The organism is Bradyrhizobium sp. NC92 (assembly GCF_025200865.1).
GTDB lineage: Bacteria > Pseudomonadota > Alphaproteobacteria > Rhizobiales > Xanthobacteraceae > Bradyrhizobium.
Map to the genome: position 1 here is coordinate 8,116,979 of NZ_CP104171.1, position 25,951 is coordinate 8,142,929.

The window sequence follows — 25,951 nt, forward strand, 5'->3', positions numbered from 1 at the left end:
GCGAGCGCCTGCCGACGCGTGACGAGCTAGGGCGCCTTGCAAACGAAATTCGCGGCGTCCTCGCTGTCGCCCTGGCCGGAATACGCGGCGTAGCTCGGATACGGGCAGAGCGGCCGCGTGCGGCCCGGGCTCCAGGACGCAGGGACTTCCTTGTTGGCGGGACTGGCCGACGCGATGATGCGGTCGGGCGCCTTGCCGTTCTCCACCCAGTCGGTTAGCGCGGCCAGCGCATCGAACTTGTCCAGGGTGACGCCGCCACCGCAATGCGTTTCGCCGGGAATCGCGAACAGGCGCGCGACCGTGTCGGCGTGCCCCTGCAGGTTCTTGTTCAGCCGATCGTACCAGCGGATGGTGTCGTTCACCGAGAACACTGGATCGGCCTGGCCGTGATAGATCAGCATCTTGCCGCCGGATCTCTGGAGCGATGCGAGCTTGGGATCATCGATGTCGGGCGGCGTCATGAAGTCCATGGCCGATTCCGTGAAGGTCGCGTCCTTGGCGAAAATCTTCGGCGCGTCCTTGTCGAAGTCATAGGCCTTCAGTGCCTCGACCAGCTTCTCATTGCTGCCTTCGACCACGACTGGCGGTGTCGAGAAGATGTAGTTCAGCGACGCTGCGCCCATGGTGGCGATGATCGGATAGTTATTCCAGGGCGCGATGGGGCTCTCGACCTTCCAGGTGCGCCAATTGCCCGTGCCGATGCCACCATCGAGAGGCCAGTCGGAATAGAGCGCCTCACCTTTCGAATTCTTCGGTCCGGCGAGGCTCATCTTCAGGGCGTCGACCTTGGCTTCGGACAAGCAGGTGCTGTTCTGCCCCGGCGCGCAGACCAAGCTCTTGAGATCGAAAGCCTTCTGACAGGCCGCGAGATTGGCCGTCAGCCCATCCTTGACGCCGTCGAGCGCATCGCAGGCCTCCGTAATGCGAGAGGAAACGAGCTGAGCGTCCTCCTTGGTGATGGACTTGCGCAGATCGGGATCAGCTTTCAGGAAGGCCTGCACGTCCCAGGCGTGCTGGATCGCAGCGCGCGGGAGGTCGAAGCCAGGATTGCCGACGAGGAACCCGTCGTAATTTTCCGGCATGCGCGACGCCGCCACCATGGCATGACGCCCACCGTTCGAGCATCCCGCCATATAGGAGCGATCCGGCTTGCGCCCGTAGTGAAGGGCAATGATTTGCTTTGCGACCGGCGACAGCGTCATGTCGGCGGCATAGCCATAGTCGCGCCGCGCCTGCGGATCGAGGCCGAACGCCGCGCCGGCAGTCAGGCCCAGCGACTTGTTCGCCGGGTCCGAGCCGGAATGACCACTGTCCGACGACAGCACCGCAAAGCCGCGCGCCAGTGGCACTTTGCCACCGAAGGCTAACCCCTCGGGCAGGCTGCCAAGAGCGGGCACGATCACGCCGTCATTGCCGCCATTCACCTGATGCAGGAAGCGGCCGTTCCACTCGGCCGGCAATCGCAATTCGAACCCGATCGCGTAGGATTTCCCATCGACGCCGGTGCGCTGGTTGGCAAGGCCCGTCACGATGCAATGCTTCGGGAGACCGTTGGCCGCGTCCTGCGTTTTGGACCCGGTGATCTCGACACCGGAGATGCCGAGCGAAGCGGTGGCGACCGGCGAGCAGGCCTCGCCCTCGGCCCGAGCCAGCGCGGTCGATGCCAGAAGCGCGGCCAGCGCGACGGTTGATATCAAGCCAGTCCTCATGGCGAACCTCCCTATTTAGTTATATCTTATAATTATTACCTCCATTTCCTAGTTTGACAAGTACCGCCGAACGGCGTCGGTACAACACCTTTTACTTCACCAGCTCGCATCCGCCTTCCGCCAGCGGGCGGAACGCCTGATCGGCGGGAATGGTCGAGACCAGCTTGTAATAGTCGTACGGATATTTCGACTCCTCCGGCTTCTTCACCTCGAACAAGTACATCGGATGCACGACGCGACCGTCCTGGCGGATCGTGGTGTCACCGAACAGCTTGTCCTTGCCCTTGAACTTCTTCATCTCGGGCACGACCTGCTTGGCATTGTCGCTGCCGGTGGCCGCGACGGCGTTGAGATAAGCGAGCGTGGAGGCGTAGACGCCGGCCTGGTTGCCGCTCGGCATCTTGCCGTTCATGCCGGGCCGCGCGGCAAAACGTTTTGCAAATGCGCGGGTGTCGTCGTTCATGTCCCAATAGAAGGCTTCCATGAGCTGGAGGCCCTGCGCCACCTTGATGCCCATGCCGTGAACATCGTTGATGAAGAGCAGGAAGGCGACGAGCTTCTGCCCGCTCTGCTGGATGCCGAACTCGGCGGCCTGCTTCACCGCGTTGATGGTGTCACCCCCTGCATTGGCGAGCCCGATCACCTGCGCCTTCGAGCTTTGCGCCTGCAGCAGGAAGGAGGCGAAATCGGAGGTGCCGAGCGGATGCTTGGACGAGCCCAGCACCTTGCCGCCGTGTCCCTCGATGTATTTCTGCGCCTCCGCCTCGATGCCCTTGCCGAGCGCGTAATCGACCGTGAGGAAATACCAGTCCTTGCCGCCGCGCGACATCATCGCGGCCGCCGTGGTGTTGCCAGTTGCCCAGGCGTCGTTGACCCATTGGATGGTGTTGGGCGAACAGGCCTTGCCGGTGAGATCGGAGCTCGCCGTCGAGGACGCCAGGAAGGTCATGCGGCTGTCGCGCAGCAGCGCGTTGATGGAGAGGCCGACGGCCGAGTTCGGCACGTCGACGATGGCATCGACGCCCTCAACATCGAGCCATTTGCGCGCGATCGCATTGCCGACATCGGCCTTGTTCTGGTGATCGGCATAGACGATCTCGACCTTGATGCCCTTAGCCCCGCCGTTGAAATCTTCCGCGGCCATGCGCGCGGCCTCGACCGAGCCCATGCCGTTGGTGTCCTGGAAGATGCCCGAGATGTCGTTGAGCACGCCGATACGCACGACGTTGTCCGATATTTCCGCGCTCGCCGCGCCGGTCACCAGGCTCGCGGCCAGCGCGAGCGTCCACTTCAGATGCTTCATCATTCCCTCCCCTGTGTTGGTTGCCGGCCGTTGCCGGCGAATCGAGAATCAGATCTGCCGCTCCGGCAGTCTCAGCACGAGCCCGTCGAGCTCGGACGTAACGGTGATCTGGCAGGACAAGCGGCTGTTCGGCCGCCGCTCGGCGGCAGTGCCGTCGAGCAGCGCGTCCTCATCGTCGGCGATCGCCGGGAGGCGCGCGAGCCAGCTCTCGTCGACATAGACGTGGCAGGTTGCACACATCGCATTGCCGCCGCATTCGGCCAAAATGCCCTCGACTCCGTGACGGGTCGCAGCCTGCATGGCGCTCTCGCCGCCAGAGGTCTCGACGCGGTCGGGCTTGCCGTCGGCATGGATAAAGATGATGGCAGGCATCAAGACTCCTCGTCAGGCCGGGGTGATGGTGACAGGCAGGCTGTCGAGCCCGCGCAGCGTGTTGTTGAAGCGGCGCTTCGGCTCGCCGGTGATCTCGATCTTCGCGATGCGGCGCGCCAGCGCCGTCAGCATCACCTCGCCCTCGAGGCGGGCGACGAGCTGGCCGACGCACATGTGGATGCCGGAGCCGAAGCCGACATGGCCGGAGGTGCGGCGGGTGATGTCGTAGCGGTCGGGGTCGTCCCAGCGCCTGGGATCGCGATTGGCGGCGGCGAGGAACATCAGCACCTTCTCGCCCTCGCCGATCTTCGCGCCGGACAGCTCGACCTCCCGCGTCGTGGTGCGGAAGAAGGTCTGCACCGGGCTCTCGAAACGCACCGCCTCCTCGAAGGCCCCACGGGCCAGCGAGAGATCCTCGCGTAGGCGCTGCCACTGATCGGGGAAGCGCGCGAGGCAGTAGACGGCCGCGCCAATGCCGTTGACGGTGGTGTCGAGTCCGGCCGACAGCAGCGAGCGCACCAGCAGCGGCGCTTCGGTGGGCGTGATAGCACCCTCGTCGACCTGCGCATGAATGCAGGCCCCGAAGCCGCCGGGTGTCAGATTCTCGCGCTGGCACTGCTCGGCGACATAGGCCTGGTGCGGCATCGAACGTTCGATCGCCTCCTGGCGCAACTGGTTGGGTGGACCAAAGGCGTTGAACACGACGCTGGCATAGGGAATCAGATGCTCGCGCCCCTCCGGCTTCAGGCCGAGCGCATCGGGGAAAATCGACAGCGGATAGGCTTCGGCAAGATCGGTGATCGCATCGAAGCTGCGCTTGTCGAGCAGCGCGTCGACCCGTTCTTCCGCCGCCGCGGCAAAACGATCGCGCACCTGCTTCATCACCGTCGGCGACAGCACCTTGGACAGCACGGCGCGGGTGCGGGTGTGCGCGGGCGGATCGGCCTCCAGGATCAGGCTCGGCGGCCGCCACGGCGTTTCCTTCTTGAAGTCGGACAGCCCGACGCCGCGGCTGGAGCAGAACGTCGCCGGATCGTTCAGCACCGCGTGGACCTCGGCATAGCGCGCCACGCCATAGACCTTCCATTTGTCGAGATGAACCACCGGACCGGCCTCCCGCAGCAGCTCATGGGCGGGATAGGGATCGGCAAAGAACGTCATGTCGAAGGGATCGACGTCGAGATGCGGGACGCCCGATCCCGCGGAGCCGGATGCGGTCATGGAAGACCTCCCTCATTTTGATCTTGTGAAAGGGCAGCGCATGCCCTTAGGTCTTTGGGCCCGCCGCGAGTCAGAAGCCCGATATGCCGCCGTCCTCGACCAGAGCCCGCCAAAAGCCCGCGCCCAATGATGCGGGACCGACGCTCGATCTCGACCGTTACGTCCCGGCGTTCATCACCTTCATCGCCAACAAGCTCTCGAACAGCGCGACCGCATTCTATCAGCGCGAGTTCGGCGTCAACGTCACCGAATGGCGCATCATGTCGCTGCTGGCAATCGAACCCGGCATTCCCGCCTCGCGCATTTGCCATGTCATCGGCTTCGACAAGGGGCCGGTGAGCCGGACCCTGGCCGGCCTCGAAAAGCGAGGGCTGGTGTCGATCCGCACCGACCCGAATGACGGCCGCACCCATTCGATCTCGCTGACGGCAAAGGGCCGCGCTACGCATGACAAGGTGATCGTGGCGGCGTTCGAGCGCGAGCGGCGACTGTTGTCCTGCCTCAGCAAGGACGAGCGCGAGCTGCTGATCGACCTCCTCCGCCGGCTGCACGAAAATCTCGGCGCGGTGACCGACAGCAGCCACAGCTGACGTGCCGCGTGGCGGACACGCCCTGTGTTCCGGCATGCGTCGGCACTTGCCGACGGCACCATTCCTGCCGCGCATTGTTTCCTCCAGAAAATAACGCAGCGGTTCGTCCGCCGTCATCTTCGTCGGGAATGGTTTGCACAAACTAGTTGCCAAGGCAACAAAAGAATCGGCAAGATAATGCGGCAGGGTTGCTGGCCCGGTTTGCGAACGCCCCACTTTTCCCGTCATTGCGAGCGCAGCGACGCAATCCAGATTCCTTCCGCGGGAACGGTCTGGATTGCTTCGTCGCAAGGGCTCCTCGCAATGACGACGTGGACAGAGCGCGCCTGACGTCGCCTTGTCTGTCGCCAGCTACAACCCGATCCACTCCCCCGACGCATCGTCGTTCAGCCGTGCCACCGCCTCTGCGCGGCGCGTCAGCACGGCGCGCTGGTTGATGTAGCCCTTGTCGGTGATCTCGCCGCCGTCGACCGACGGCGGCTCGGCGAGCAGCAGCGCGCGGGTGGCGTGACCGGAGGAGTTGGCGCTCTGCTGTTTCAGCTTCGCCAGACCCTGCGCGATGGCACTGCGGACCTTGTCCTGCGCCAGCACCTCGCTCACGTCCGCCGTCTCGGGCAGGCCGGCATGGGCGCGGCAGGCCGCAAGATTCGGGAATACCAGGAAGCGCACCTCGTCACCGCCGTGACCGGCGACGACGATGTCCTGAGCCAGCGGCGCCAGCGCGGCGATGCCGGCAACGCGCAAGCCGCCGACGCTGACCCATGTGCCTGAGTTGAGCTTGAAGTCTTCGGCAACGCGGCCGTCGAAGAACAGGCCGCGCTCGGGCCGCGCGCTGTCGGCAAGCTTCACGGCATCGCCGATCAAATAGAAGCCCTCCGCGTCGAACGCCTGCTTCGTCAGATCCGGCGCCTTCCAATAGCCGGGCGTGACGTTGGGTCCGCGCACCCGCACCTCGAGCTTGTCGCCGGAGGTGACGAGCTTCAGCTCGGTGCCGGGAATGGGCACGCCGATGTTGCCGGAGCGTTCGGCAAGGAAATGACAGTCGGTGGCGAGCGGTGAGGTTTCCGTCGAGCCCCAGGCCGAGACCATTGGCAGCGCGCGGCCGACCGTCTGATGCGAGAGCTCTTCGAGAGCATCCCACAAATTCTGCGGCAGCGCGGCACCGGCGTAGAAGGCGAATTTCACCTCGCCGAAGAAGCGGCGGCGCAACTCCTCGTCGCTGCGCAGCGCCGCGATCAGCATGTCGAAGCCGCGCGGCACGTTGAAATAGACCGTCGGCATCACGCTTTTCAGATTGGCGAGCGAGGTCGCGAACAGGCCGGGCGCTGGCTTGCCGCCGTCGATGTAGAGCGAGCCGCCGTTGCGCAGCACGAGATTGAAATTGTGGTTGGCGCCGAAGGTGTGGCTCCAGGGCAGCCAATCGAGAATGACGAGATCGCGGCTTTGTTCGACGAAGGTCCAGGTCTGCGCCTTGGCCTGCTGGCTCGACGTCAGCATGCGCTGGGTGTTGATGACCGCCTTGGGCGTGCCGGTCGAGCCCGAGGTGAACAGGAATTTTGCAATCGTGTCCGGCGTGAGTGCAGCGAAGGCTCTTGCGACGTCGGGCGTCTCGGGCGTTGCCGCAATGGCGCGGAACGCCAGCGCGTCGGCATCATCGGCGTTGCCGCTGATGATCTGCGCGTTGTGCAGCGGCTTGATGGCGGCCAGCGCTGGTGCAAACGGCTGGAGCGCAGAGACGTAGATTGCGCCGGGATCGAGCAGCGCAACCATGCTCTTGAGCTTGTCGAAATCTTTCGACATCAGCGAATAGGCCGGCGAGATCGCCGCCGAGGGCACGCCGACATGCTGGGCGGCGAGCGCGAGCAGCGCATGATCGATGCTGTTGTCGGAGAGGATCGCGAGCGGGCGGTCCACGCTGAGCCCTTGTGCCAGGATCCAGGACGCGGCGGCGCGCACCTTCCGCAGCGCCTGCGCATAGGTAACGGTGGTCCATGGCATTTCGACCTTGCCGCGTTCGGCCAGGAAGATCGTATCCGGCCTTTGCTGCGCCCATTGCTCCAGCCAATCGCCGGTGCAGCGCGCAAACTCGCCGAGAGGCTCGGGCGAGCGCAGAACGATGCTGCCGTCGGGCCGATGCTCTGCGACGGTCCTGGGCGTTGCGAACAGGCCTGCAACGTCACCATGTGAGGCGACTGTCATGTGCTTCCTCCTCCATCCCGGTTTTCAGGATCGGCCGCAGCCTCGTTCCGGGCCGCTTTGGCCTATAATGTTGGGCACGCCAATTGTTGTCGTCAACAACAATCTTTCGCTTGTGACCGAGGGGCGCTAGGGTTGCGCGCGACAGGAGACACCGACGTGACAACCACAGCAGCCCGGTCCGACAGCCGCCACTCCCCACGCAAGCGCGCCGGCAACGGCGCAGCACCGCGCGATGTCGCCGACGACGTTGGTCTCGACGCATTGGTCGGCCACGCCGGCTATGCGGTGCGGCGCTTCCAGATCTGGATCTTTCAGGACTTCATCAAGACGCTCGGCAAAGTCGATATCAGGCCGACGCAATATTCGGTGCTGACCGTGATCGGCGCCAATCCGGGCCTGTCGCAGATGGCGGTGGCAAAACGCCTCGGCATCGAGCGCGCCCGGCTGGTGCACCTGCTCGATGCCCTCGAACAGCGCAAGCTGGTGAAGCGGATCAAGTCGAAGGAGGACCGGCGCTCGCATGCACTGCACCTCACCGCGCAGGGCGAGACGGCGCTCGAGAAGTTCAAGCGGCTCGCGGCCGAGCACGAGCGAAACGTCGAGGCGAAGATCGGCAAGGAGAACCGGGCGCAGCTGCTCCGGATCCTCTCCGGCTTCACCTGATCTCGACTGCCCATCATTTGGGCAGATGCACGCAAGAGGTCGCCGGAGCGAGCGGCCGCACGCCGACCGAAATATCCCGCAAGCCACTGATCGCACGATAAGATCCGGCACAATCATCCTGCCCGGATTCTGTACACAATGGCACATCGCTTGCTTCACTCCGGGTGAGGACGAATTGCCGGAGTTTTGCCGCCATGGGGGCCGAGCAGCCTGAAACGATCGCCGCGATTGTGGCCGCGCACTGCGCGGGCACGCTGACGCCGGCAGAGACGGTCGCGCGGACCTATCAGCGCATCCGCGATCACGACGATCCCGCCGTGTTCATCAGCCTGCGCGACGAGAAGGACGCGATCGCGGAGGCCGGCAAGCTCGCGGCCCGGGCGGATGCAGCCAGCCTGCCGCTTTACGGCGTGCCGGTCGCGGTGAAGGACAATATCGACGCGCTGGGCTTTCCGACCACCGCGGCCTGCCCGGCTTTCTCCACCACGCCGACACACGACTCGACCGCCGTCGAGCGCCTGCGCGCGGCCGGCGCGATCATCATCGGCAAGACCAATCTCGACCAGTTCGCGACCGGCCTCGTCGGCGTCCGTTCACCTTACGGCATTCCCCGAAATCCGATCCGCGAGGATCTCATTCCCGGCGGCTCGAGCTCGGGCTCGGCCACCGCGGTCGGCGCCGGGCTGGTGCCGCTGTCGCTCGGCACCGACACCGCCGGCTCGGGCCGCGTGCCGGCGATGCTCAACAACATCGTCGGGCTGAAGCCGAGTTTCGGCATGATCTCGACCGCCGGCCTGGTGCCGGCCTGCCGCACGCTCGACTGCATCTCGGTGTTCGCACTCACGGTGGACGATGCCGCACTCGCGCTGTCGGTGATGGCCGGCCCCGACCAGGCCGATCCATTCTCGCGCGACCGGCCGCTCGGCGCGATCACGCCGATACCGGCAAAGCTGCGGCTGGGCGTGCCGCGCAACGGGCAGCTGATCTTTTTCGGCGACAGGAAAGCGGAAGCCGCCTACAGCGATGCGCTGAAGCGATGGACCGCGCTGGGGGCAACACTGGTCGAGTTCGACCTCGAGCCATTCTACGAGACGGCGCGGCTGCTCTATGAGGGGCCCTGGGTTGCCGAGCGTTACCTCGTGATCAAGAACCTGCTGGCGTCCGCGCCAGACACGATCCACCCCGTCACGCGGGAGATCACCGCGGCCGGCGCGCGGCTCACCGCGGCGGAAACCTTCTCGGCGCTCTATCGCCTGCAGGGCCTGCGCAAGATCGCCGAGCGCACGTTCGCCAACATCGACGCGCTGGTGCTGCCGACGGCGCCGACGGCCTATACGACCGCGCAGGTGCTGGCCAATCCGATCGAGCTCAACAGCCGGCTCGGCACCTACACCAACTTCGTCAACCTGCTCGATCTCTGCGGCCTCGCCGTGCCGGCTTCGATGCGCAGCGACGGCATTCCGTTCGGCATCACGCTGCTGGCGCCTGCAGGGCGCGACGCGCTGCTCGCGAGCATCGGCCGGGTGTTCCATGCCGACACGAAGCTGACGGTCGGTGCGAAGGGGGTGGCGCAGGCCCCGCTCGCGCCACTCCCGACCAGCAGCGACGACGAGATTCCCATCGCCGTGGTCGGCGCGCATCTCTCCGGCATGGCGCTGAACGGCGAGCTGACGGCGCTGAACGCATGCTTGGTCGAGGCCACCAGGACGGCCGCCGACTACAAGCTCTATGCGCTTCAGACCACGCCGCCGAAGCCGGGCATGCTGCGAGTCGAGACCGGCAAGGGCGCTGCGATCGAGCTGGAGATCTGGTCGTTGTCGTCGTCCGCCTTCGGCAAGTTCGTCAACGCGATTCCTGCACCGATGGCGATCGGCACCGTGCGGCTTGCGGATGGACGGAGCGTGAAGGGATTTTTGGTCGAGCCGGAAGTGCTGGGCGATGCGCGGGATATCACCGCCTACGGCGGCTGGCGCGCGTATATGAAGGAAGCTGCGGCAAAGCAGGTCTCGTAGGGTGGGCAAAGGCGCGCTCTTCGCGCGCCGTGCCCACCATCACCATAACGTGGGCACGCTTCGCTTTGCCCACCCTACGGCACCGCGTGCGCGTCTACACCGACACCGCGTAGATCTCGTACTCCCCGCGCACCAGCTCGATGTGCGCGCGCATGGCGGCGGCGGCGCCCTGCTTGTCGCCGCGCATGATGGCGACGACGACGCGGTCGTGCTCGGCTTGCGACTTGGCGAGGCGGCCGAGATTGCGGAACTGGGCGCGGCGGAACGGCTGCACGCGGACGCGGGTCGCGAGCGTGATCTCGGCGATGTAGCCGTTCTGCGAACCGGCATAGATCGCGTTGTGGAAGCGCTCGTTGACCTCGTGGAAACGCTCGGGATTGCCGGCGTAGCTCAGCACTCGCAGCTCCTCGTGGACTGCCTCCAGGCCATGACGCTCGGCCGCCGACATGCGTTCGGCGGCAAGGCCCGCGCACAGGGCCTCGAGCTCCGCCATCGCCTCGAACATGCCTTTCAGCCGCTCGATCGATGGCTGCGCCACCACCGCGCCGCGATGCGGCCGCGCCTCGACGAGGCCGCTCGCCACCAGCTGGCGCAGCGCCTCGCGCACCGGCGTGCGCGAGACGTTGAAGCGCCGCGCGATGTCGGTCTCGTCCAGTGGCGAGCCCGGCGCCAGGGTTCCCCGCACGATCTCGTCGGCAAGCTGCAGCCGCAGCTCCTCGGCGCGCGTGACCTTCAGCAGCGACGGCGATGCACGGTCGACGCGCGGCACCACCGGCTCGGCCGGCAATGTGCCCTGCGGAAGATCATCAAGCGTCATACGGTCTCTTTCGGCTCGTCGATGATGCTGACATGAGCAGCGACGACGCGCCAGCCCTCCGGGAAACGTATCCACGTCTGCATCTGCCGGCCGACCTTGCCGGGAGCCGTATCGCGATAGAACAAGGTGGACGCCACGGCCGTGTCGCGGCCGTAGCTGGTGATCACGGTCTTGGCGGTGCGGCGGTTGAGGCCGACCGGGGAACGGCCGGCGCGGAAGCCGGAGATTGCCTCGTAGCCATAGAGGTTCTCGCCGATGCCGTAGCGCAAGGTGCGGGGATCGTTGCGGAACAGCTCGCCGAGCACGGCAACGTCGTTGTTGACGAGGGCCTGCTCATAGCGCTCGAACGCGGCTTTGACTTCCGCGATCACCTCGGGGAGATCGATCTGCATCTTAAAACCCTCTCGGCGCGGGCGCGGCGACGACGCCCATCTTTTCCAATGCGTGCGCAACGCGTAGCGCGATGTCCTCGCGCCAGGGCGCACAAATGATCTGAACGCCGATCGGCAGCGGCTCGAGCGGCACGGGGACCGCGACCACCGGCAGGCCGATGAAGGAGATCGGCTGGGTGTGGATGCCGATATTGGCGCGCACCGGCAGCTCGACGCCGTCGAGATTGAATTTGACCTGGCCGAGCTTTGGCGCGGTGCAGGGCGTCGCCGGCGCCAGCAGAACGTCGACCGATCCAAAGATCCCGGCAAGCTGCGCGCGATACCAGCGGCGGAATTTTTGCGCGCGATCGACCAGCGCGGCCGGGACCATGGCGCCCGCGATCAGCCGGTCGCGCACCGCCGGGTCAAAGTCGTTCGGGCGCTTGCGCAGGCGATCGAGATGCAGCGAAGCGCCTTCGGTGGTGGTGATGACATAGGCGGCGGCGCGGGCGCGCGATGCTTCGGGGATATCGACCACTTGCGTTGCGCCCAGCGCCTTGGCGATGCGGCTGACGGCTTCGACCGCTTCCGGAAACACGTTCTTCTGGAAGTGCCCGCCGGCGATCGCAAAGCGCAGACCAGAGATGGACTCATCGAGCAGCGGCGTCACGGGCTCCAACCCGCGCGTGGTGCAGGCGCCGTCGTCTGCGTCCGGACCCTGCATCGCGTCGTAGGCGAGCGCGAGATCGGCGACCGAGCGCGCGAACGGGCCGAGATGATCGAGGCTCGCCACGAACGGGAACGAGCGCGCGCGCGACAGCCGGCCGTAGGTCGGCTTCAGGCCGAAGATGCCGCAGAAGGACGACGGCACGCGGATCGAGCCGTTGGTGTCGGAGCCGAGCGCGATCGGCACCAGCGCGCCGCCGACGGCGCTGCCCGAGCCGCCCGAGGAGCCGCCGCTCATCCGCGTGGTGTCGTGCGGATTGCGCGAGGGGCCATCATGGATGTTCTCGCCCGTAAAATCGTAGGCGTATTCGCCCATGTTGAGCGCGCCGACGAGAACGGCGCCGGCCGCTTCCATCCGCTCGATCAGCGTCGCGTCGCGCCTGGCCGGCGCGAGGTCCCGGTTGATCTTCGAGCCGGCACGCGTTGGCAGGCCCGCGACATCGAACAGGTTCTTGACGGCGAAGGGTACGCCGGCGAGCGGGCCGACTTTCTTGCCCGCAGCGATGTCGGCATCGATCGCGCGCGCTTTCGCGCGGGCGCGTTCGGCGGTGACGTCGGTGAAGGAATTGAGGATGCCATCATGCTGCTCGATGCGCGCGAGCGCAGCTTCGGTGGCGGCGAGTGCGGACATCTCGCCGCCCGCAACCGCACTTGCGATGTCGGAGGCCGTCATCTCTGGCTTAGCGGACATGGTGTCAGGCCGTGAAGATCGGTGCCGGCTCGGTCTCGTCCGGCAGCGCGAAGTCGTCGACCAGACGGCCAAGCCGCAGCGAGACCTCGAGGTTGGCGCGCACGGCGGGCCGCCAGCCCTCCTCGATCGGCAGCGCCAGCGCCTTCGATACGGCGTCGATATAGTCGTCCAGGGGTTCGGCCATCACGCTCTCAAGCAATCAGTGCAGTCTTAGTGTATCGGCAACGGCGGATGCGGGATCGCCGTCAGCAGCTCCTTGGTGTAGTCGTCCTTGGGATCGCCGAGCACCTGCTCGGAAGAGCCCTCCTCGACGATCCGTCCCGTCCGCATCACAATGACACGATCGCACAACAAGCGCACCACATTCAAATCATGCGAGACGAACAGATAGCTCATACCTAGCCGCGCCTTGAGGTCCTGCAGCAGGTTGAGGACGACGGCCTGCACGGAGACGTCCAGCGCGGCGGTCGGCTCGTCCAGGATGACGAGCTTGGGATGCAGGGCGATCGCCCGGGCGATGCCGACGCGGGCCTTCTGGCCGCCGGACAATTGGTGCGGGAAGCGGTCGAGCAGATTGTGCGGCAGGCCGACCATGGTGGCGAACTCCTCGCAGCGGGCGCGCAGCGCGTCGCGTCCCCGGATGTCGCCAAAGTGCATGATCGGGTCGGCGATGGCGCGCGCGGCGGTGAAGCGCGGATTGAGGCTGTCGGTGGGGTCCTGGAACACCATCTGGATGCGGCTGCGCTGCGGCAGCCGGGCGAAGGCGGCAGGAGCAATGCCGCCGATGTCCTCGCCGTCGAACTGGATCAGGCCGGAGGTCTGGTCGAGCAGACGCATCACCATCATCGACGTGGTCGATTTGCCGCAGCCGGATTCGCCGACGAGACCGACGCTCTCGCCATGGCCGATCGCAAAACTGATGCCGTCGACGGCGCGGAACACGTCCGGCTCCACCGGCGGCTTGCGGCCGAACAGTTTGCCGAGCGTGGCGGTCGCGCCCTGGCGGGGATATTCCTTGACGAGTTTTTCGATGCGGAGGAGGGGCTGGTCGCTCTTCCCCTCCCTTTGAGAAACGTGCTGGTCAGGCGCGGCGACAACGGATGCAGATGAGGTTGCGCCCTCCTCTTCCGGCAGCAGATCCCGCAAGCTCACTCCGAGCCGCGGCGTCGCGCGCATCAGCTTCTTCGTATACGGGTGCTGCGGGTTCGCAAAAATATCGGCGGCCGTAGCGGTCTCGACGACGCGGCCCTTCTCCATCACGACGACGCGGTCGCAATAGGCGGCGGCCAAGCCGAGATCGTGCGTGATCAGGATGGTCGACATCGCGCGGCGTTTCGTCAACTCGACGATCAGGTCCATCACCGCCTTCTGCGTGGTGACATCCAATCCAGTCGTGGGCTCGTCCGCGATGAGGAGCTGCGGATTGCAGGCGAGCGCGAGCGCGATGACGACGCGCTGGCACATGCCGCCCGAGAGCTCGAACGGATAGGCGTGATAGCGCTCGCGCGGGCGGGCGATCTTGACCTGCTCCAGCGCCTCGATCGCCTTCTCGCCGTGATCGGCAACCTGGGCCTGCTGCACATGGGTGCGCAGCACGTCCTCGATCTGGTCGCCGACTTTCCGGATCGGATTGAGCGCAGCACGCGGGTTCTGGAAGATCATCGAGACTTCGCGGCCGCGCAAATCGCGCATCTGGTCTTCGGTCGCTGCCTTGACGTCGATGCCGGAGAACATCACCGAGCCCTCGGCGATCTTTCCGGCGCGATCGAGGATGCGCATCACCGCGTAGGACGTCACCGACTTGCCGGAACCGGACTCGCCGACGATGGCCAGCGTCTCGCCCTTGGCCACGGAGATGTTGACGTTCTGCACCGCCTTGACGATGCCGCGGCGGGTGGTGAATTCGACCGTGAGGTCCTGGACGTCGAGCAGCGGCTGGGAGGTCATGGACGGCTCCCGTCACTCAAACAATCGAAAACAACCCCATGCACAGTAGAAGCACCATTGGAATCATTGGAGAATTTTGCCCGGAGGTTGGGCATCACGTCCTCCGCTGGGGATCGACGATGTCGCGCAGGCCGTCGCCGAGGAGGTTGAAGCAGAACACGGCAATCATCAGCGCAAGGCCGGGGAAGAGCGCGATCCACCATTCGCCCGACACCATGAAGCCGGCGCCTTCGGCGACCATGATGCCCCATTCGGCGGTCGGCGGGCGGACGCCGAGGCCGATGAAGGAGAGGCCGGCGGCGTTGAGGATGGCGTAGCCCATGGTCAGCGACATCTGCACGATCATGATCGGCATGATGTTCGGCAGGATGTGCACCAGGAGGATGCGGAACTCGCCGTTGCCGGAGAGACGCGCAGCCTGCACGAAGCCGGCGTTGCGACGGACATTGGCCTCGGCGCGCGCGACGCGGGCATAGAGCGGGAAGTTCACGATCGCTGTCGCCAGGATGATGTTCTGCACGGTGTTGCCGAGCGCGGCGACGATGCCCATCGCGAGCACGAACAGCGGGAACGCCATGATGGTGTCGGCGATGCGGCCGACGATGCGGTCGGTCCAGCCTCCGAAATAGCCGGCCGCGATGCCGGCAAGGCCGCCCATCAGGAACACCAGCGCCACCGAGGCGATCGCGATGAAGAAGTCGAGGCGCGTGGCGACGATGACGCGGCTGAAAATGTCGCGCCCGAGCTGGTCGGTGCCGAACCAGTGCGCTGCCGACGGTGCCTTCAGTGCGGCGGCGGTGTCGGAGGCGAGCGGATCGTAGGGCACGACATAGGGACCGAACAGCGCGGCGAACACGATGATCAGGAGCAGCGCAAAGGCGAAGCCCGTGACCTTGTTCTCGCCGAGGACGTAACGGGTCTGCTCGAGGATGGCGACGAGGCCTGACGTACGGGCGGGGCCGACAGGTTCAACAGCAGGCGCAACGGAGCTCATTGTTCGACGCCCTCTTTTCGCGTGATCGTGTTCGGAAGCCGTCTCTCCGTCGTCATTGCGAGCGAAGCGAAGCAATCCAGGCTGCGCATCGCGGCGATAGCCTGGATTGCTTCGTCGCTTCGCTCCTCGCAATGACGAGCTGGGGCACCGATATTCCGGATCATGCGCTAGCCCTCCAACCTGACGCGCGGATCGATCACGCCGTAGAGAATGTCGATGATCAGATTGAGCAGCACGTACATCACGGCCATGGTCAGCACGAAACCCTGCACCGGCGCGAAATCCGAGGAGATCAGCGCTTCCACCGCGTAGGAGCCGATGCCGGGCCAGGCGAACACCTTCTCGACCAGCACGTTGGCGCCCAACAGGAACGAGAACACCATGCTGAGCGTGGTGATGACAGGCAGCATCGCGTTGCGGAACGCGTAGGTGACGATCACGGTCGCCGGCGACAGGCCGCTGGCGCGCGCAGTGCGGACGAATTCGGATGCGAGCACCGCCAGCATCGAGGCACGGGTCATGCGCGCGATCGGCGCCAGCGAGAAGATCGCGAGCGTCGTTGCGGGCAGGATGAGCTGGCTCAGCGCCGAGCGGAACGCCTCGACATCGCGCGCGATCAGCGTGTCGACCAGATAGAAGCCGGTGACCGTCGGCGGCGCGCTGTAGAACACGTCGAGACGGCCGAGGGGCGCCGGTGACCAGCCGAGCCGAAAATAGAAGACATAGACCAGCACGAGGCCGGTGAAGAACACCGGCAGCGACACGCCGGCCGTGGTCGTGACGCGACAAAGATGGTCGATCCATGATCCCGGCCGCGTCGCCGCCAGGACGCCGAGCGGAATGGCGATCGCGATGGACACGAAGAGGCCGAGCAGCGTCAGCTCGGCCGAGGCCGGCAGGCGGTTGCGGATCTCGGTGGCAACCGGCTGGCCCGTCGTCAGCGAGTTGCCGAAATCGCCGTGCGCGAGATCGTTGGCATAGCGGAAGAACTGCTCGATCAGCGGCTTGTCGAAGCCGAGCTTTTTGCGGATCTGCTCGACGGCTTCCTTGGTCGCGGCGGGACCTGCGAAGTAGGCCGCGGGATCACCCGGCAGCGCGCGCGTCAGCAGGAAGGTGACGATGACGACGCCGATCAGCGAGGGGATCGCGAACATCAGGCGCTTGCCGATCATGGTCAGCATGGGATGCTCCGCGGGCTTGCTTCGCCTCTCCCGCTTGCGGGAGAGGCCGACGCGCCCCGGGCGATGCGACAGCATCGTCCCGCGCGCGGCGGGTGAGGGCTCTCGCCGCGCGGGGACACCCTCCGCAATCCCTGCCAACCCCAAAGCGGAGACACCCTCTCCCCAACCCTCTCCCGCAAGCGGGAGAGGGAGCCCAGAGCCGATGCCGATGCGTCGCCGACGATCAGCATGACCTTTTACCCCTTCGCCATCGCGCGATAGTCGAGCCGCCGGTGGAACCAGTATTGATAGCCCGAGATGTTCTTCTGCATCGCGACGTTGACGAAGGGCTGGTACAGCGGGATGCGCGGCACGTCGGCGAAGGCGAGATCGACGAAGCCTTTCACGTCCTTGTCGTAGGCCGCAGTGTCGCCGGTTGCAGCCGCCGTGCGCGCGCCGTCGATGAACTTGTCCATCTCCGCCGACTTGTAGCTCATGGTGTTGAAGACGGAATTGTTGCCGTGATAGCACCAATAGAAGAAGTACTCGGGGTAATCGAGCCAGCCCGAGAACACGTTGGTGAACAGCGGCATCTCCTTCTTGTTGAGCTCGGTGCGCCAGTTGGCGCCGGGCACCTTGTTGATGGTGGTCTTGATGCCGAGCTGGGCGAGGCTCTCTTGCACCAGCACGCACAGCGGCTCGTTGACGCCGGCGAAGTTGAGGTCGAACGAGATCGTGGTCTCGAAGCCGCCTGCGTAACCGGCCTCAGCCAGCAGCGCCTTCGCCTTTTCCATGTCGGTGTTGTATTTGTGCGGCTGCGGCCAAGCGACTTCGGTCGCCTTGTCCTTTGCGCCGAACATGGGATTGCCGAGGCCGAACAGCACCGCGTCCATGATCTTCTGATACGGCAGCGCATAGGCGATGGCCTGCCGCACCTTCACATTGTCGAACGGCGGCTTGGTGACGTTCATGCCGATGTACTGAATGCCGTTGGAGAACGGCAGCGACACCACGTTGAGCTTGCCGTTCGCCTTCATCTCCTGGAAATCCTTGAACGGCAGCTCATAGGAGATGTCGGCGTCGCCGCGCTCGAGCAGCGCGCGGCGGTTGCCGGCCTGCGGCACCATGCGCCAGATCACGCGCTTGATCTTGGGCAGCGGGCCGCCGACCCAATCCTCGTTGCGCTCCATGATGACTTCGGTGCCCGCGGTCCACTTCGTCACCTTGTAGGCGCCGGAGCCCGCGGTCTGCTGTTTTGTAAACTCGAGACCCCACGGATCCTTTTCGCTCGCGTTCTTCTTCACGAGCTCGGAATTGACGATGCAGGGCACGATCACCGCGAGGTCCGGGATCGTCAGCCGATCCTTCTTGGCGAAATCAACGCGCACGGTGGCATCGTCGACCACGACGAACTGCTCGGCCTTGGTCAGCGAGCCCGCGCTCATCTGGAAGGTCGGGAAGCCGCCGACGCTGACGGCGCGATCGAGCGACCATTTCACGTCTTTCGCCGTGACCGGCGCGCCGTCGTGGAATTTGGCGTTCTTCTTCAGCTTGAAGGTGACCGACATGTCGTCGATCTTCATGTCGTCGGCGAGCTCACCCTTGAACTTGTCGCGGTCGTAATAGGGCACGCCGCCGGGGCCGCTCTTCATCTCGTGGCTGATCAGGCGATCGTAGCAATTCCAGGAGACTTCATAGCCGGGCACGTTGGTGCCGACGCCATGAATGTCGAGATTGTTGGGGCCGCCTTCCGAGACGATCAGCAGCGTCTCCGACCGGGCATCGGCCTTGGCCGAGGAGATCACAGACGGCATGGCCGGAAGCGCCGCACCCGCGGCCAACCCGGAAACGGATTTGAGGAAATCGCGGCGCTTCATGAAATCGCTCCAACATAAAAGTTTTTCGTTGGAGCTGGATTCGCAAGGTTCGTGCCAAGGCTTAACGGGAGCTTGCCTTATGCATAAGCGATTGAGATTACGAATGAAAAATTGATGCCAGGGACCAAACGACCGCCGTGGAGACCGCCGACATTGCATACAAAGAGGCGTATTTGCCCAATAAATAGATCATACTCGATGAGAGCTCATTCGATGAGCTACTGGCAAAAATCCTCATTATTGACCCGCAGGCAGCGTGGCGCCGCGACCGCCTTCCGTCCGGCGCAGCCGTCCTTGCCATCCACCTTCTTGAGTGCGCGCAGCGCGGCCATGGTTGGCCGATACCAAAGGAAGTGCTCGTCGGAGAGTTGCGAGGCTCGGCGCAGGCCCTGGATCGTCGCGGCGTCGAATATCCCGCCCTGCTCACCGCCGAAGCAATCAAGCCGCACCAGTTGGGCCTGGATCAGCTGCACCAGCTCGCGGCCTTCATAGGTCGGCCCCGCGCTGTCGAGCACGGTGATCTCGCGCAGGCGCGAGGCCGCGGCCCGCGCCTCATCTGCCTCTGGTGTATCCGGAAATAGCGCGGCGACGAGATCATAGGCCTCGGGCGTCCGCGTCTGCCGCGCGCGATCGAGCACCAGCGAGGCAGAGGATGCAGCCGCGGGGGCCTTGGCGGCAGTACCCTTCCTCAGCTCGGCGGCTGCGGCGCGCGCATCGTTGGCCTCGGGGCTTGCCGGAAAGCGATCGATCAGGAGATCATAGAGCGCGACATTGCCGGTCTCCTTCGCCGCGGCGAGCAATTGCGCGGCCTGGCTCGGCGGAGGCGGCGGCGGCACGAAGAAGAAGTCGAGCTCGAGCGAGGTGGATTCCCAGGGGATCTGCTGCTCGCCGGTCGAAAGCCGCACCTGGCGGCGCACGCTCTTGAACACGTCTTCCAGACGCTCGCCGGGCACGGTTATCGCGTCCGCCAAGGCCTTCGTATAAGGGCTGTGACCGTCCTCGCCGTCGAAGGCGACCTTTCCCGAGCCGGTCGCCGAGGCGATGAATACTCCAAATACCGCGCCCATCGGCACCAGGCCGAGCGTCGCGCTGCCGGAAACGCCAGGCGGAAAAGGATTGTCGCGGCAGGCATCGACGATGAGGATGTTGAGCGCATTGCCGGAAGCGGCGAGGCGATCGGCAAGGCGTTTGACAGGAAGCGATTGCGACACGATGTCGGCGCGTCGCTTGATGTCGGCATTGACGGGCACGAGGTAGTTGACGCCGTCACTCTCGACGCCATGACCGGCGTAATAGAGCACGGCAACGGTCGAAGGGCCGCGGGCCTTCACCTTCTGCGCAAACTCCTCGACGTCCTGCGAAAGGCTCTTCAGGTCGCGGTCGGCGACCAAGGTGACATCGAAGCCGGTCTGCCGCAATCGCTCCGCCATCAACTGCGCATCGTTTACGGGATTGGCAAGCGTGCCGAGTTTTGCGTAACGGGCGTTGCCGATCACCAGCGCGATCCGCGGCGCCGAATCGGCGACCGGTTTTCGCGTCTGTGGCGCGGCGCAGACGGCACTTGCGACCGGGACAATGATCGTCGCAGCCAGGATTATCGCTAGAGCAGTTATTCGCATTACCAGCACACCTGCATGTCCCATCAACGTTACGCAATTGATGTCACGCTGTCATGCCGGGCGCGTGGGATGGCCACCGCTCCTTCACTCCCCGCTACCCCTCCCCGACGGGGTGACCGGCGCGCAGCGGAGACGTGAGGAGATTTGCACCGACAATCGGGAGGGCTGCTCTCGACGAGGAGGCCGTGTCTATCTAGAATTGAACTTTTCAGGAAGCATTTTTTGCCGTCCATGCCGCGCCCAAATCCCCTCTCCCGATCCACCCTGCGATTCATCGCGGCCGGGGTGCTGTTCACCCTTCAAGTGCTGCCGGGATCGGCCGGCGTGCTGAGCGGACGCGAATTCCAGAACCTGATCGCGGGCGGACCCGAAGGCACAACCATCGTGTTTCAGGGCGGCACCGACAAGCTCTTCTACTCGCCGAGTCTGAAGAACCGGCTGCGCCAGAGCAACGAACTCGGCCCCGAATTCCTCAAGCAGAAAATCCTGCAGAACACCGTGACCGAAGGCACGTTCATCGGTGCGACCACCGAGGGCGGCAAATGGCGCACCATCTCGGGAATCGCCGGCATCGCGGCCGATGCCGACAGCGGCCATGGCGTGCTGACGCTGCTGCAAACCTTTCCCGAAGACACCAGCATCAAGGCGTTCCAGAAGCGCGACCGGCTCTATGCCGTCGTGATCGTCGAGGACGCGCCGGGCGGTGTCGTGTGCCGCAGATCACAGTGGGAGCATTTGTTCGCGCTTAAGGGTGAACCGAGACTGACGACGGTGCCGTGCGAATTCACGGTCGGCAACGCGGTGACCCCAACGACACCGCGATAAGGGGGACTTTCATGACGACACTGATTTCCGGAGCCCGCAGGGGCCTCCGACAGACCGGTACGCGCATGCTGGCGCTGGTCATGCTGGCGATTCTGGCCGTGCTGATCCCTAACCGGGACGCATCCGCTTCCACCGTGCTGAATGCTGCGGCGACCACCGCCAATTCCAGCCTCTCGGCCTGCAACGCCAGCCAAGGCAAGGCTCTCTACAATTGCGTCGCTGACGTGCTCGAGCGCATGGCCAACGACGTCAATTCGATCAGAGTCGGGGAGACTCAACGTGCGCTCTTGACGGCCGCCAGCCAGTTGCGCGCTGCGAGCAGCAAGGCGCAGGCGCTCTCCGCCATCACGCAATGCCAGGCCGCCATCGCAGGCGCGCTGCGGCAGGTGAAAGCGACGCCCGGCGGTAAGATGATGGTGCCCGGATGGGGCGACCATGGGCTTGCGTCGATAGCGGGCGTGTTGGCGCGAGCGGCGCGAATGATCCAGGCAAAGGGATAGGACTGACAGGATAGGACAAGGGATAGAACACAGAGAAGGACCACAATGATGGCCAGCGGCCATGACCTGATCAGTTCGACGAAGGCACGCCTTCGCACCATCTTGGTATTGCTGTTGGTTGGAGCTGCCGTGCCGGCGGCAGGCCCTGCCTACGCCGGAGGTGGAGCCTCCGCGGCCGCCGCCGTCGGCAGTGCCGGCCTGCAATCGTGCAGCGCCACCGCCGGCAAGGTGCTCTACGACTGCGTGGCAGGTGTCCTGGATCGCATGAGCGGGACGCTCAACAAGTGGGATCCTCCGGAGGCACGCAGCGCGCTCCAGACCGCGGCCTCGCAGCTGCGCGCCGCGAGCAACAAGGCTCAGGCGCTCTCAGCAATCTCTCAGTGTCGCTCCGTCTTCGCCAGTCTGGTCAAGCAGGCCACCGCTGGTCACGGCTCCGGACTCAGCGCCATTGTCGGGTCTTGACCAAGGCGGTCCAGCTGATCCAGTCCAAGGGCTAGCGGCGGACGCGCCAGGGGAGCCGTGCGGCGCCCCGCGGACTCACTCCGCCCAAATCAATTCCTGCAGCTCGACCAAATCATCCGCCCGCTCCTGCCAGTCCTCGATGCAGATGTGGCTGTTGAGGTCGCTGGCGCGGTGCAGCAGCATCAGGGCCATCAGGCGGCGCTTGAGGGTGAAATCCAGCGTCGTATAGCCAAAGCCTTCGAGCAGGCTCTTCACCCGTCCCGGCCGGCCCGCCGCCATGAAGGCGCTGGGGCCGAGCAGATCGTAGTCGCGCCATCCCGCGAGCACGTCGCCGAAATCGAACAGACCTGCGAGCGACCATTGGCCGTCATCGCAGGCGAGCAGAACATTCTCGGGGATGTATTCGCCGATCAGGGTCACCGGCGGTGCGACCATCGGGATCAGCTTCGCGGCATCGCGCAGGAGGTCGTCGAGACCGGCGAGGAATTTTGGTGCGAGGCCGAGACGCTCGTGCCTGGCGCGGCAACCCTGCATCTGGGCGTGCATGAATGCGTCCCAGCGCGGCCCGATGGACGCGAGCTCTCCGAGCGGAACGCGCTGCACGGAAGCGATGGTTTCGCCGATCTGGCGCAGCAGGCGCTCCTTCTGCGGCTCCGACAGTGAAGGCCAGACCTCCGAGCCGAGCGTGCCGGCGAGGCGCGTCATGACGAGATAGGGCCAGCCGTCGCGCATCCCCTCCGCGACAATCTCGGGAATCGGCAGACCGAGACGGCCGGCGAGCTGCGTCAGCGAGGCGCGCTCCGAGACGAATTGGGCTGCGAGCAGCGGCGGGAAGATCTTCAGGATCAGCTTGTCGCCGAGGCCCACCACGAGATTGGTGCCGGTCGCAAATACATGCGGTGAGCCGGCATCGAGCCCATGGCCGCGCGCGATGTCGAGGGCGATGGGTAGCCAACGTGGGGACGCGGAGCGGAAGGTGCGGAAGCTTGCGGCGTCGACGAGGTGAGGCAGCTGTTGCAATGAGGCGGTGGTCATCTGCACTCGGTCATCGATACAAGTTTGATGGATTCGGTGCGAACCAAGCAGGCGGTGCAACCTCTCCCGCTTGCGGGGGAGGTCGACGCGAAGCGTCGGGTGGGAGCTCTCTCCTCTAGGGGATTGTCCCGTTGTGGAGACACCCTCTCCCCAGCCCTCCCTCGCAAGCGGGGGAGGGAGCGCATCTCGCTTGCGGCTATAGCGATATCCAATCGCGACACACCCCTACCGCTCGGGGCTCGCCCGCTCGAACTGGCGGAGCAGCTTGTTGCCGCGCTCGACGGCGGAATCGAGCGCTGATTGCGCGCTCTTTTGGCCGGCGAAGGCCTGCTCGAGCTCGTCCTCGATCACGCCGCGGATCAGGACGAAGGAGCCGAGCCGGATGCCCTTGGAGTTCTCGGTCGGCGGATTGAGCGTGATCTGCTCGAACGAGATCGCCGAGCCGGGATTGCGCTCGTAGAAGCCTTGCGCGCGCGTCAGCTCGAAGGCGGCGCGGGTCACCGGCAGATAGCCGGTGTTCTGGTGCCAGGCGGCCTGCACGCCGGGCTGGGACAGGTAGGCGAAGAAGCGCGCCACGCCCTTGTATTCCTCGCGCGGACGGTCGCGCAGCACCCACAGCGTGGCGCCGCCGATGATCGAGTTCTGCGGCGCGCCCTTCACGTCGGGCCAATAGGGCATCATGCCATAGCCGATCTCGAACTTCGAATTGGCCTTGATGTCGGCGCGCGTCGCCGAGGAGCCGATGAAGATGCCGCACTCGCCCTTCTGGAAGCGCGGCTCGGCCGACTGGCCGCGGCCGCTGTAGTCGAACAGCTTGCTCTTCTGCCACTCGCTGAGCGCGGCGACGTGATGCACCAGCGTCGGATTGTTGATGGTCAATTCCGCATCCAGCCCGGCGAAGCCATTCGCCCGGCTCGCGACCGCGAGGTTATGGAAGGCGGAGAAATTCTCGACATGGATCCAGGACGGCCAGGACGTGGTGAAGCCGCAGGGAGCGCCGCGGTCGCGCAGGCGCTTCGCGGCCGCTCCCAATTCGGCCCAGGTCTTCGGCGGTACCTCGGGATCGAGGCCCGCGTCGCGGAACATGGTCTTGTTGTAATAGAGGATCGGCGTCGAGGAATTGAACGGGAAGGACAATAGATTGCCGGCCGCATCGGTGTAGTAGCCGGAGACCGCGGGGAGGTAATCATTGAGCGAAAACGGCTCGCCCTGGTCCCGCATCAGGCTGAACACCGGGTAGATCGCGCCCTTGGCCGCGGTCATGGTGGCGGTGGCGACCTCGTTGACTTGGACGATGGCGGGCTGGCTGCGCGAGCGGAAGGCGAAGATCGCGGCCGTCACGGTCTCGGTGTAATTGCCCTTGTAGACGGGCACGATGCGGTAGCCGGATTGCGAGGCGTTGAAGTCGGCGGCGAGCTTTTCCAGCTGCCGGCCGAGCTCGCCGGACATGGCGTGCCACCACGCGATCTCGGTGGCGGCCCGCGCAGGGGCGGCCAATGAGAGGGCCGCAAAGGCGGCGACGAGCTGCAAAAGGCGCAAGGCTGACCTCACGATGGCTCTTCCCGGAACGCACGGCGAAGGCCGGCTGCCCTGCTTAAGGCGCGACATAGCCGGTTTCAACCGGGAATGAACGCCGGCCGCGCCGCACAATCGGTCTTGCGGAACCAGGCGGGATGGCCTTCCCTTAACCATCTGCTAGAGCCCGTTCCGATCGGAACGGGTCTCTAGACCTTAATTTGACGCGTTTTCTTTACGCGAACCGGTATCCACTTCGCTTGAAAACGCTTTAGATTGCATTGAACCTTTTCCTTCCGCCATAGACTCCACCACTGAGGGGTTGAGTGTGCCAGTGTTGAGCCGTGCCGAACTCTCGCGGACCGGGGTGGTCTTCGTTGCGCTTCTGCTTGCCGCAGTCTCGTCGAGTATGTGCGCGACGGGCGCTGTTGCGCGCGAATTTCGCGCCGCCGATACCCAGACCGAGAATTACCCGACCGTCCAGGCGCTGCGCTACATGGGCGCCCTGATCGCCGAGCGCACCGGCGGCCGGCACGAGATCAAGGTGTTCCACTCCCGCCAGCTCGGGGAGGAAAAGGAGACCATTGAGCAGACCCGGGCCGGTGCGATCGACCTCAACCGGACCAACGTGGCGCTGATCGGCAATTTCGTCCCGGCCATGAACGTGCTGGCGATGCCGTTCCTGTTCCGGTCCATCGAGCACATGCAGAAGGTGCTGGACGGACCTGTCGGCAGCGAGATCCTCGGCAGCTTCGAGCCCTACGGCTTCGTCGGGCTCGCCTTCTACGATTCGGGCGCGCGGTCGATCTACAACGGGGTCCGCCCGGTAAAGACCATCGCGGATCTCAAGGGATTGCGGATCCGGGTGCAGCAGTCGGAGTTGATGAGCCAGATGATGCGCGCGCTCGGCGCCGAGCCGGTCGAGCTTCCCTACGGGCAGGTGCTCACCGGGCTTGCCAACCATCTGATCGACGGCGCCGAGAACAATTGGCCATCCTTCGTGACCACGGACCATTACAAGCATGCCGGCTATTACTCGCTCACCGAGCACACGATGAGCCCGGAAGTGCTGGTGATCTCGCTGAAGGCCTGGAAGAGCCTGTCGGCAGAGGAGCAGACAATCTTCAAGGAGGCCGCGCAGCGCTCCAGCCGGTTCATGCGCGAGAAGTGGCGCGACCTCGAGGACCAGTCGCAGCGCAAGGCGCAGGAAGCCGGCGTGACCATCGTCAAGGACATCGACCGCAAGCCGTTCGAGGAGGCGATGGCCGCAATCTATGCCAAGGCCGAACGCGACCCCGCGGCGGCCGCGCTGATCGAACGCATTCGCAAGGTGGAGTGAGGCC

The 25,951-nt window shown here is 65.2% G+C and carries 23 protein-coding genes; 7 read left to right on the forward strand and 16 right to left on the reverse strand.

Annotated elements, in window-relative coordinates; all coding sequences use genetic code 11:
• Positions 1-26 precede the first annotated feature (26 nt).
• The 4 genes from N2602_RS37755 to N2602_RS37770 all read right to left on the reverse strand — a co-directional run bounded on the left by N2602_RS37755 (position 27) and on the right by N2602_RS37770 (position 4,605).
• A complete protein-coding gene (locus N2602_RS37755) occupies positions 27-1,709 on the reverse strand; it encodes a tannase/feruloyl esterase family alpha/beta hydrolase (RefSeq protein ID WP_260381242.1) in 1,683 nt (560 codons plus the stop codon).
• 91 nt (positions 1,710-1,800) lie between these two features.
• Entirely contained in the window at positions 1,801-3,012 is a 1,212-nt protein-coding gene (locus N2602_RS37760; protein ID WP_260381243.1) for an ABC transporter substrate-binding protein, read from the reverse strand.
• Between the two features lie 48 nt (positions 3,013-3,060).
• Positions 3,061-3,384, reverse strand: a complete 324-nt coding sequence (locus N2602_RS37765; protein WP_260381244.1) for a (2Fe-2S)-binding protein — start codon at positions 3,382-3,384, stop codon at positions 3,061-3,063.
• Between the two features lie 12 nt (positions 3,385-3,396).
• Positions 3,397-4,605 carry a cytochrome P450 gene (locus tag N2602_RS37770; RefSeq protein WP_260381245.1) on the reverse strand — a complete coding sequence of 403 codons (1,209 nt, stop codon included), beginning with the start codon at positions 4,603-4,605 and terminating at the stop codon, positions 3,397-3,399.
• A gap of 83 nt (positions 4,606-4,688) precedes the next feature.
• Here N2602_RS37770 and N2602_RS37775 point away from each other — a divergent pair, with 83 nt between their 5' ends.
• A complete protein-coding gene (locus tag N2602_RS37775; protein ID WP_260381246.1) occupies positions 4,689-5,195 on the forward strand; it encodes a MarR family winged helix-turn-helix transcriptional regulator in 507 nt (168 codons plus the stop codon).
• A 351-nt stretch (positions 5,196-5,546) separates the two neighbouring features.
• On the opposite strand, the gene N2602_RS37780 is transcribed toward N2602_RS37775, so the two are convergent.
• On the reverse strand, positions 5,547-7,394 hold the full coding sequence (locus tag N2602_RS37780; RefSeq protein ID WP_260381247.1) for a feruloyl-CoA synthase: 1,848 nt from the start codon (positions 7,392-7,394) through the stop codon (positions 5,547-5,549).
• 156 nt (positions 7,395-7,550) lie between these two features.
• On the opposite strand from N2602_RS37780, the gene N2602_RS37785 reads away from it, so the two are divergent.
• Positions 7,551-8,057, forward strand: a complete 507-nt coding sequence (locus tag N2602_RS37785; protein ID WP_260381248.1) for a MarR family winged helix-turn-helix transcriptional regulator — start codon at positions 7,551-7,553, stop codon at positions 8,055-8,057.
• 194 nt (positions 8,058-8,251) lie between these two features.
• Positions 8,252-10,069: an allophanate hydrolase gene (gene atzF, locus N2602_RS37790; protein WP_260381249.1), complete on the forward strand. Its 1,818-nt coding sequence runs from the start codon at positions 8,252-8,254 to the stop codon at positions 10,067-10,069.
• Positions 10,070-10,163: 94 nt separating this feature from the next.
• On the opposite strand, the gene N2602_RS37795 is transcribed toward atzF, so the two are convergent.
• The 9 genes from N2602_RS37795 to N2602_RS37835 all read right to left on the reverse strand — a co-directional run bounded on the left by N2602_RS37795 (position 10,164) and on the right by N2602_RS37835 (position 20,271).
• The gene (locus N2602_RS37795) at positions 10,164-10,886 is read right to left on the reverse strand and encodes a GntR family transcriptional regulator (RefSeq protein WP_260381250.1); all 723 of its coding nucleotides are present in this window, start codon (positions 10,884-10,886) and stop codon (positions 10,164-10,166) included.
• Complete coding sequence (gene hpxZ / locus N2602_RS37800) at positions 10,883-11,278, reverse strand: oxalurate catabolism protein HpxZ (RefSeq protein ID WP_260381251.1); 396 nt, start codon at positions 11,276-11,278, stop codon at positions 10,883-10,885. The genes N2602_RS37795 and hpxZ overlap by 4 nt, the downstream gene beginning before the upstream one ends.
• Before the next feature lies 1 nt (position 11,279).
• Positions 11,280-12,674, reverse strand: a complete 1,395-nt coding sequence (locus N2602_RS37805; protein WP_260381252.1) for an AtzE family amidohydrolase — start codon at positions 12,672-12,674, stop codon at positions 11,280-11,282.
• Between the two features lie 4 nt (positions 12,675-12,678).
• Positions 12,679-12,858, reverse strand: a complete 180-nt coding sequence (locus N2602_RS37810; protein ID WP_172786172.1) for a DUF4089 domain-containing protein — start codon at positions 12,856-12,858, stop codon at positions 12,679-12,681.
• Between the two features lie 26 nt (positions 12,859-12,884).
• On the reverse strand, positions 12,885-14,621 hold the full coding sequence (locus N2602_RS37815; protein ID WP_260381253.1) for an ABC transporter ATP-binding protein: 1,737 nt from the start codon (positions 14,619-14,621) through the stop codon (positions 12,885-12,887).
• A gap of 94 nt (positions 14,622-14,715) precedes the next feature.
• A complete protein-coding gene (locus N2602_RS37820) occupies positions 14,716-15,615 on the reverse strand; it encodes an ABC transporter permease (protein ID WP_172786174.1) in 900 nt (299 codons plus the stop codon).
• A 167-nt stretch (positions 15,616-15,782) separates the two neighbouring features.
• Positions 15,783-16,796: an ABC transporter permease gene (locus N2602_RS37825; protein WP_260381254.1), complete on the reverse strand. Its 1,014-nt coding sequence runs from the start codon at positions 16,794-16,796 to the stop codon at positions 15,783-15,785.
• A gap of 236 nt (positions 16,797-17,032) precedes the next feature.
• Positions 17,033-18,652 (reverse strand): ABC transporter substrate-binding protein, encoded by a 1,620-nt coding sequence (locus N2602_RS37830; protein ID WP_260381255.1) that lies wholly within the window; start codon positions 18,650-18,652, stop codon positions 17,033-17,035.
• 218 nt (positions 18,653-18,870) lie between these two features.
• Positions 18,871-20,271 carry a caspase family protein gene (locus N2602_RS37835; RefSeq protein WP_260381256.1) on the reverse strand — a complete coding sequence of 467 codons (1,401 nt, stop codon included), beginning with the start codon at positions 20,269-20,271 and terminating at the stop codon, positions 18,871-18,873.
• Positions 20,272-20,556: 285 nt separating this feature from the next.
• Here N2602_RS37835 and N2602_RS37840 point away from each other — a divergent pair, with 285 nt between their 5' ends.
• The 3 genes from N2602_RS37840 to N2602_RS37850 all read left to right on the forward strand — a co-directional run bounded on the left by N2602_RS37840 (position 20,557) and on the right by N2602_RS37850 (position 22,058).
• Positions 20,557-21,096, forward strand: a complete 540-nt coding sequence (locus N2602_RS37840) for a hypothetical protein (RefSeq protein WP_260381257.1) — start codon at positions 20,557-20,559, stop codon at positions 21,094-21,096.
• Positions 21,097-21,161: 65 nt separating this feature from the next.
• A complete protein-coding gene (locus tag N2602_RS37845) occupies positions 21,162-21,596 on the forward strand; it encodes a hypothetical protein (protein WP_172786180.1) in 435 nt (144 codons plus the stop codon).
• Between the two features lie 45 nt (positions 21,597-21,641).
• Positions 21,642-22,058 carry a hypothetical protein gene (locus N2602_RS37850; RefSeq protein WP_260381258.1) on the forward strand — a complete coding sequence of 139 codons (417 nt, stop codon included), beginning with the start codon at positions 21,642-21,644 and terminating at the stop codon, positions 22,056-22,058.
• A gap of 75 nt (positions 22,059-22,133) precedes the next feature.
• Here N2602_RS37850 and N2602_RS37855 read toward each other — a convergent pair whose 3' ends face one another.
• Together N2602_RS37855 and ugpB are read right to left on the reverse strand one after the other, a co-directional pair.
• Positions 22,134-23,093, reverse strand: coding sequence for a phosphotransferase (locus tag N2602_RS37855; protein ID WP_260381259.1), 960 nt, complete (start codon positions 23,091-23,093; stop codon positions 22,134-22,136).
• 225 nt (positions 23,094-23,318) lie between these two features.
• On the reverse strand, positions 23,319-24,701 hold the full coding sequence (gene ugpB / locus N2602_RS37860; protein ID WP_260381260.1) for a sn-glycerol-3-phosphate ABC transporter substrate-binding protein UgpB: 1,383 nt from the start codon (positions 24,699-24,701) through the stop codon (positions 23,319-23,321).
• A 235-nt stretch (positions 24,702-24,936) separates the two neighbouring features.
• Here ugpB and N2602_RS37865 point away from each other — a divergent pair, with 235 nt between their 5' ends.
• On the forward strand, positions 24,937-25,947 hold the full coding sequence (locus N2602_RS37865; RefSeq protein WP_212255976.1) for a TRAP transporter substrate-binding protein: 1,011 nt from the start codon (positions 24,937-24,939) through the stop codon (positions 25,945-25,947).
• Positions 25,948-25,951: the final 4 nt, after the last annotated feature.

Excerpts from the sequence above, each read along its gene's own strand:
- N2602_RS37755 (WP_260381242.1), bottom strand. The coding sequence starts at position 1,709 with ATGAGGACTGGCTTGATATCAACCGTCGCGCTGGCCGCGCTTCTGGCA.
- N2602_RS37760 (WP_260381243.1), bottom strand. The coding sequence starts at position 3,012 with ATGAAGCATCTGAAGTGGACGCTCGCGCTGGCCGCGAGCCTGGTGACC.
- N2602_RS37765 (WP_260381244.1), bottom strand. The coding sequence starts at position 3,384 with ATGCCTGCCATCATCTTTATCCATGCCGACGGCAAGCCCGACCGCGTC.
- N2602_RS37770 (WP_260381245.1), bottom strand. The coding sequence starts at position 4,605 with ATGACCGCATCCGGCTCCGCGGGATCGGGCGTCCCGCATCTCGACGTC.
- N2602_RS37775 (WP_260381246.1), top strand. The coding sequence starts at position 4,689 with ATGCCGCCGTCCTCGACCAGAGCCCGCCAAAAGCCCGCGCCCAATGAT.
- N2602_RS37780 (WP_260381247.1), bottom strand. The coding sequence starts at position 7,394 with ATGACAGTCGCCTCACATGGTGACGTTGCAGGCCTGTTCGCAACGCCC.
- atzF (WP_260381249.1), top strand. The coding sequence starts at position 8,252 with ATGGGGGCCGAGCAGCCTGAAACGATCGCCGCGATTGTGGCCGCGCAC.
- N2602_RS37795 (WP_260381250.1), bottom strand. The coding sequence starts at position 10,886 with ATGACGCTTGATGATCTTCCGCAGGGCACATTGCCGGCCGAGCCGGTG.
- hpxZ (WP_260381251.1), bottom strand. The coding sequence starts at position 11,278 with ATGCAGATCGATCTCCCCGAGGTGATCGCGGAAGTCAAAGCCGCGTTC.
- N2602_RS37805 (WP_260381252.1), bottom strand. The coding sequence starts at position 12,674 with ATGTCCGCTAAGCCAGAGATGACGGCCTCCGACATCGCAAGTGCGGTT.
- N2602_RS37810 (WP_172786172.1), bottom strand. The coding sequence starts at position 12,858 with ATGGCCGAACCCCTGGACGACTATATCGACGCCGTATCGAAGGCGCTG.
- N2602_RS37815 (WP_260381253.1), bottom strand. The coding sequence starts at position 14,621 with ATGACCTCCCAGCCGCTGCTCGACGTCCAGGACCTCACGGTCGAATTC.
- N2602_RS37820 (WP_172786174.1), bottom strand. The coding sequence starts at position 15,615 with ATGAGCTCCGTTGCGCCTGCTGTTGAACCTGTCGGCCCCGCCCGTACG.
- N2602_RS37825 (WP_260381254.1), bottom strand. The coding sequence starts at position 16,796 with ATGCTGACCATGATCGGCAAGCGCCTGATGTTCGCGATCCCCTCGCTG.
- N2602_RS37830 (WP_260381255.1), bottom strand. The coding sequence starts at position 18,652 with ATGAAGCGCCGCGATTTCCTCAAATCCGTTTCCGGGTTGGCCGCGGGT.
- N2602_RS37835 (WP_260381256.1), bottom strand. The coding sequence starts at position 20,271 with ATGCGAATAACTGCTCTAGCGATAATCCTGGCTGCGACGATCATTGTC.
- N2602_RS37845 (WP_172786180.1), top strand. The coding sequence starts at position 21,162 with ATGCTGGCGCTGGTCATGCTGGCGATTCTGGCCGTGCTGATCCCTAAC.
- N2602_RS37850 (WP_260381258.1), top strand. The coding sequence starts at position 21,642 with ATGATGGCCAGCGGCCATGACCTGATCAGTTCGACGAAGGCACGCCTT.
- N2602_RS37855 (WP_260381259.1), bottom strand. The coding sequence starts at position 23,093 with ATGACCACCGCCTCATTGCAACAGCTGCCTCACCTCGTCGACGCCGCA.
- ugpB (WP_260381260.1), bottom strand. The coding sequence starts at position 24,701 with ATGTCGCGCCTTAAGCAGGGCAGCCGGCCTTCGCCGTGCGTTCCGGGA.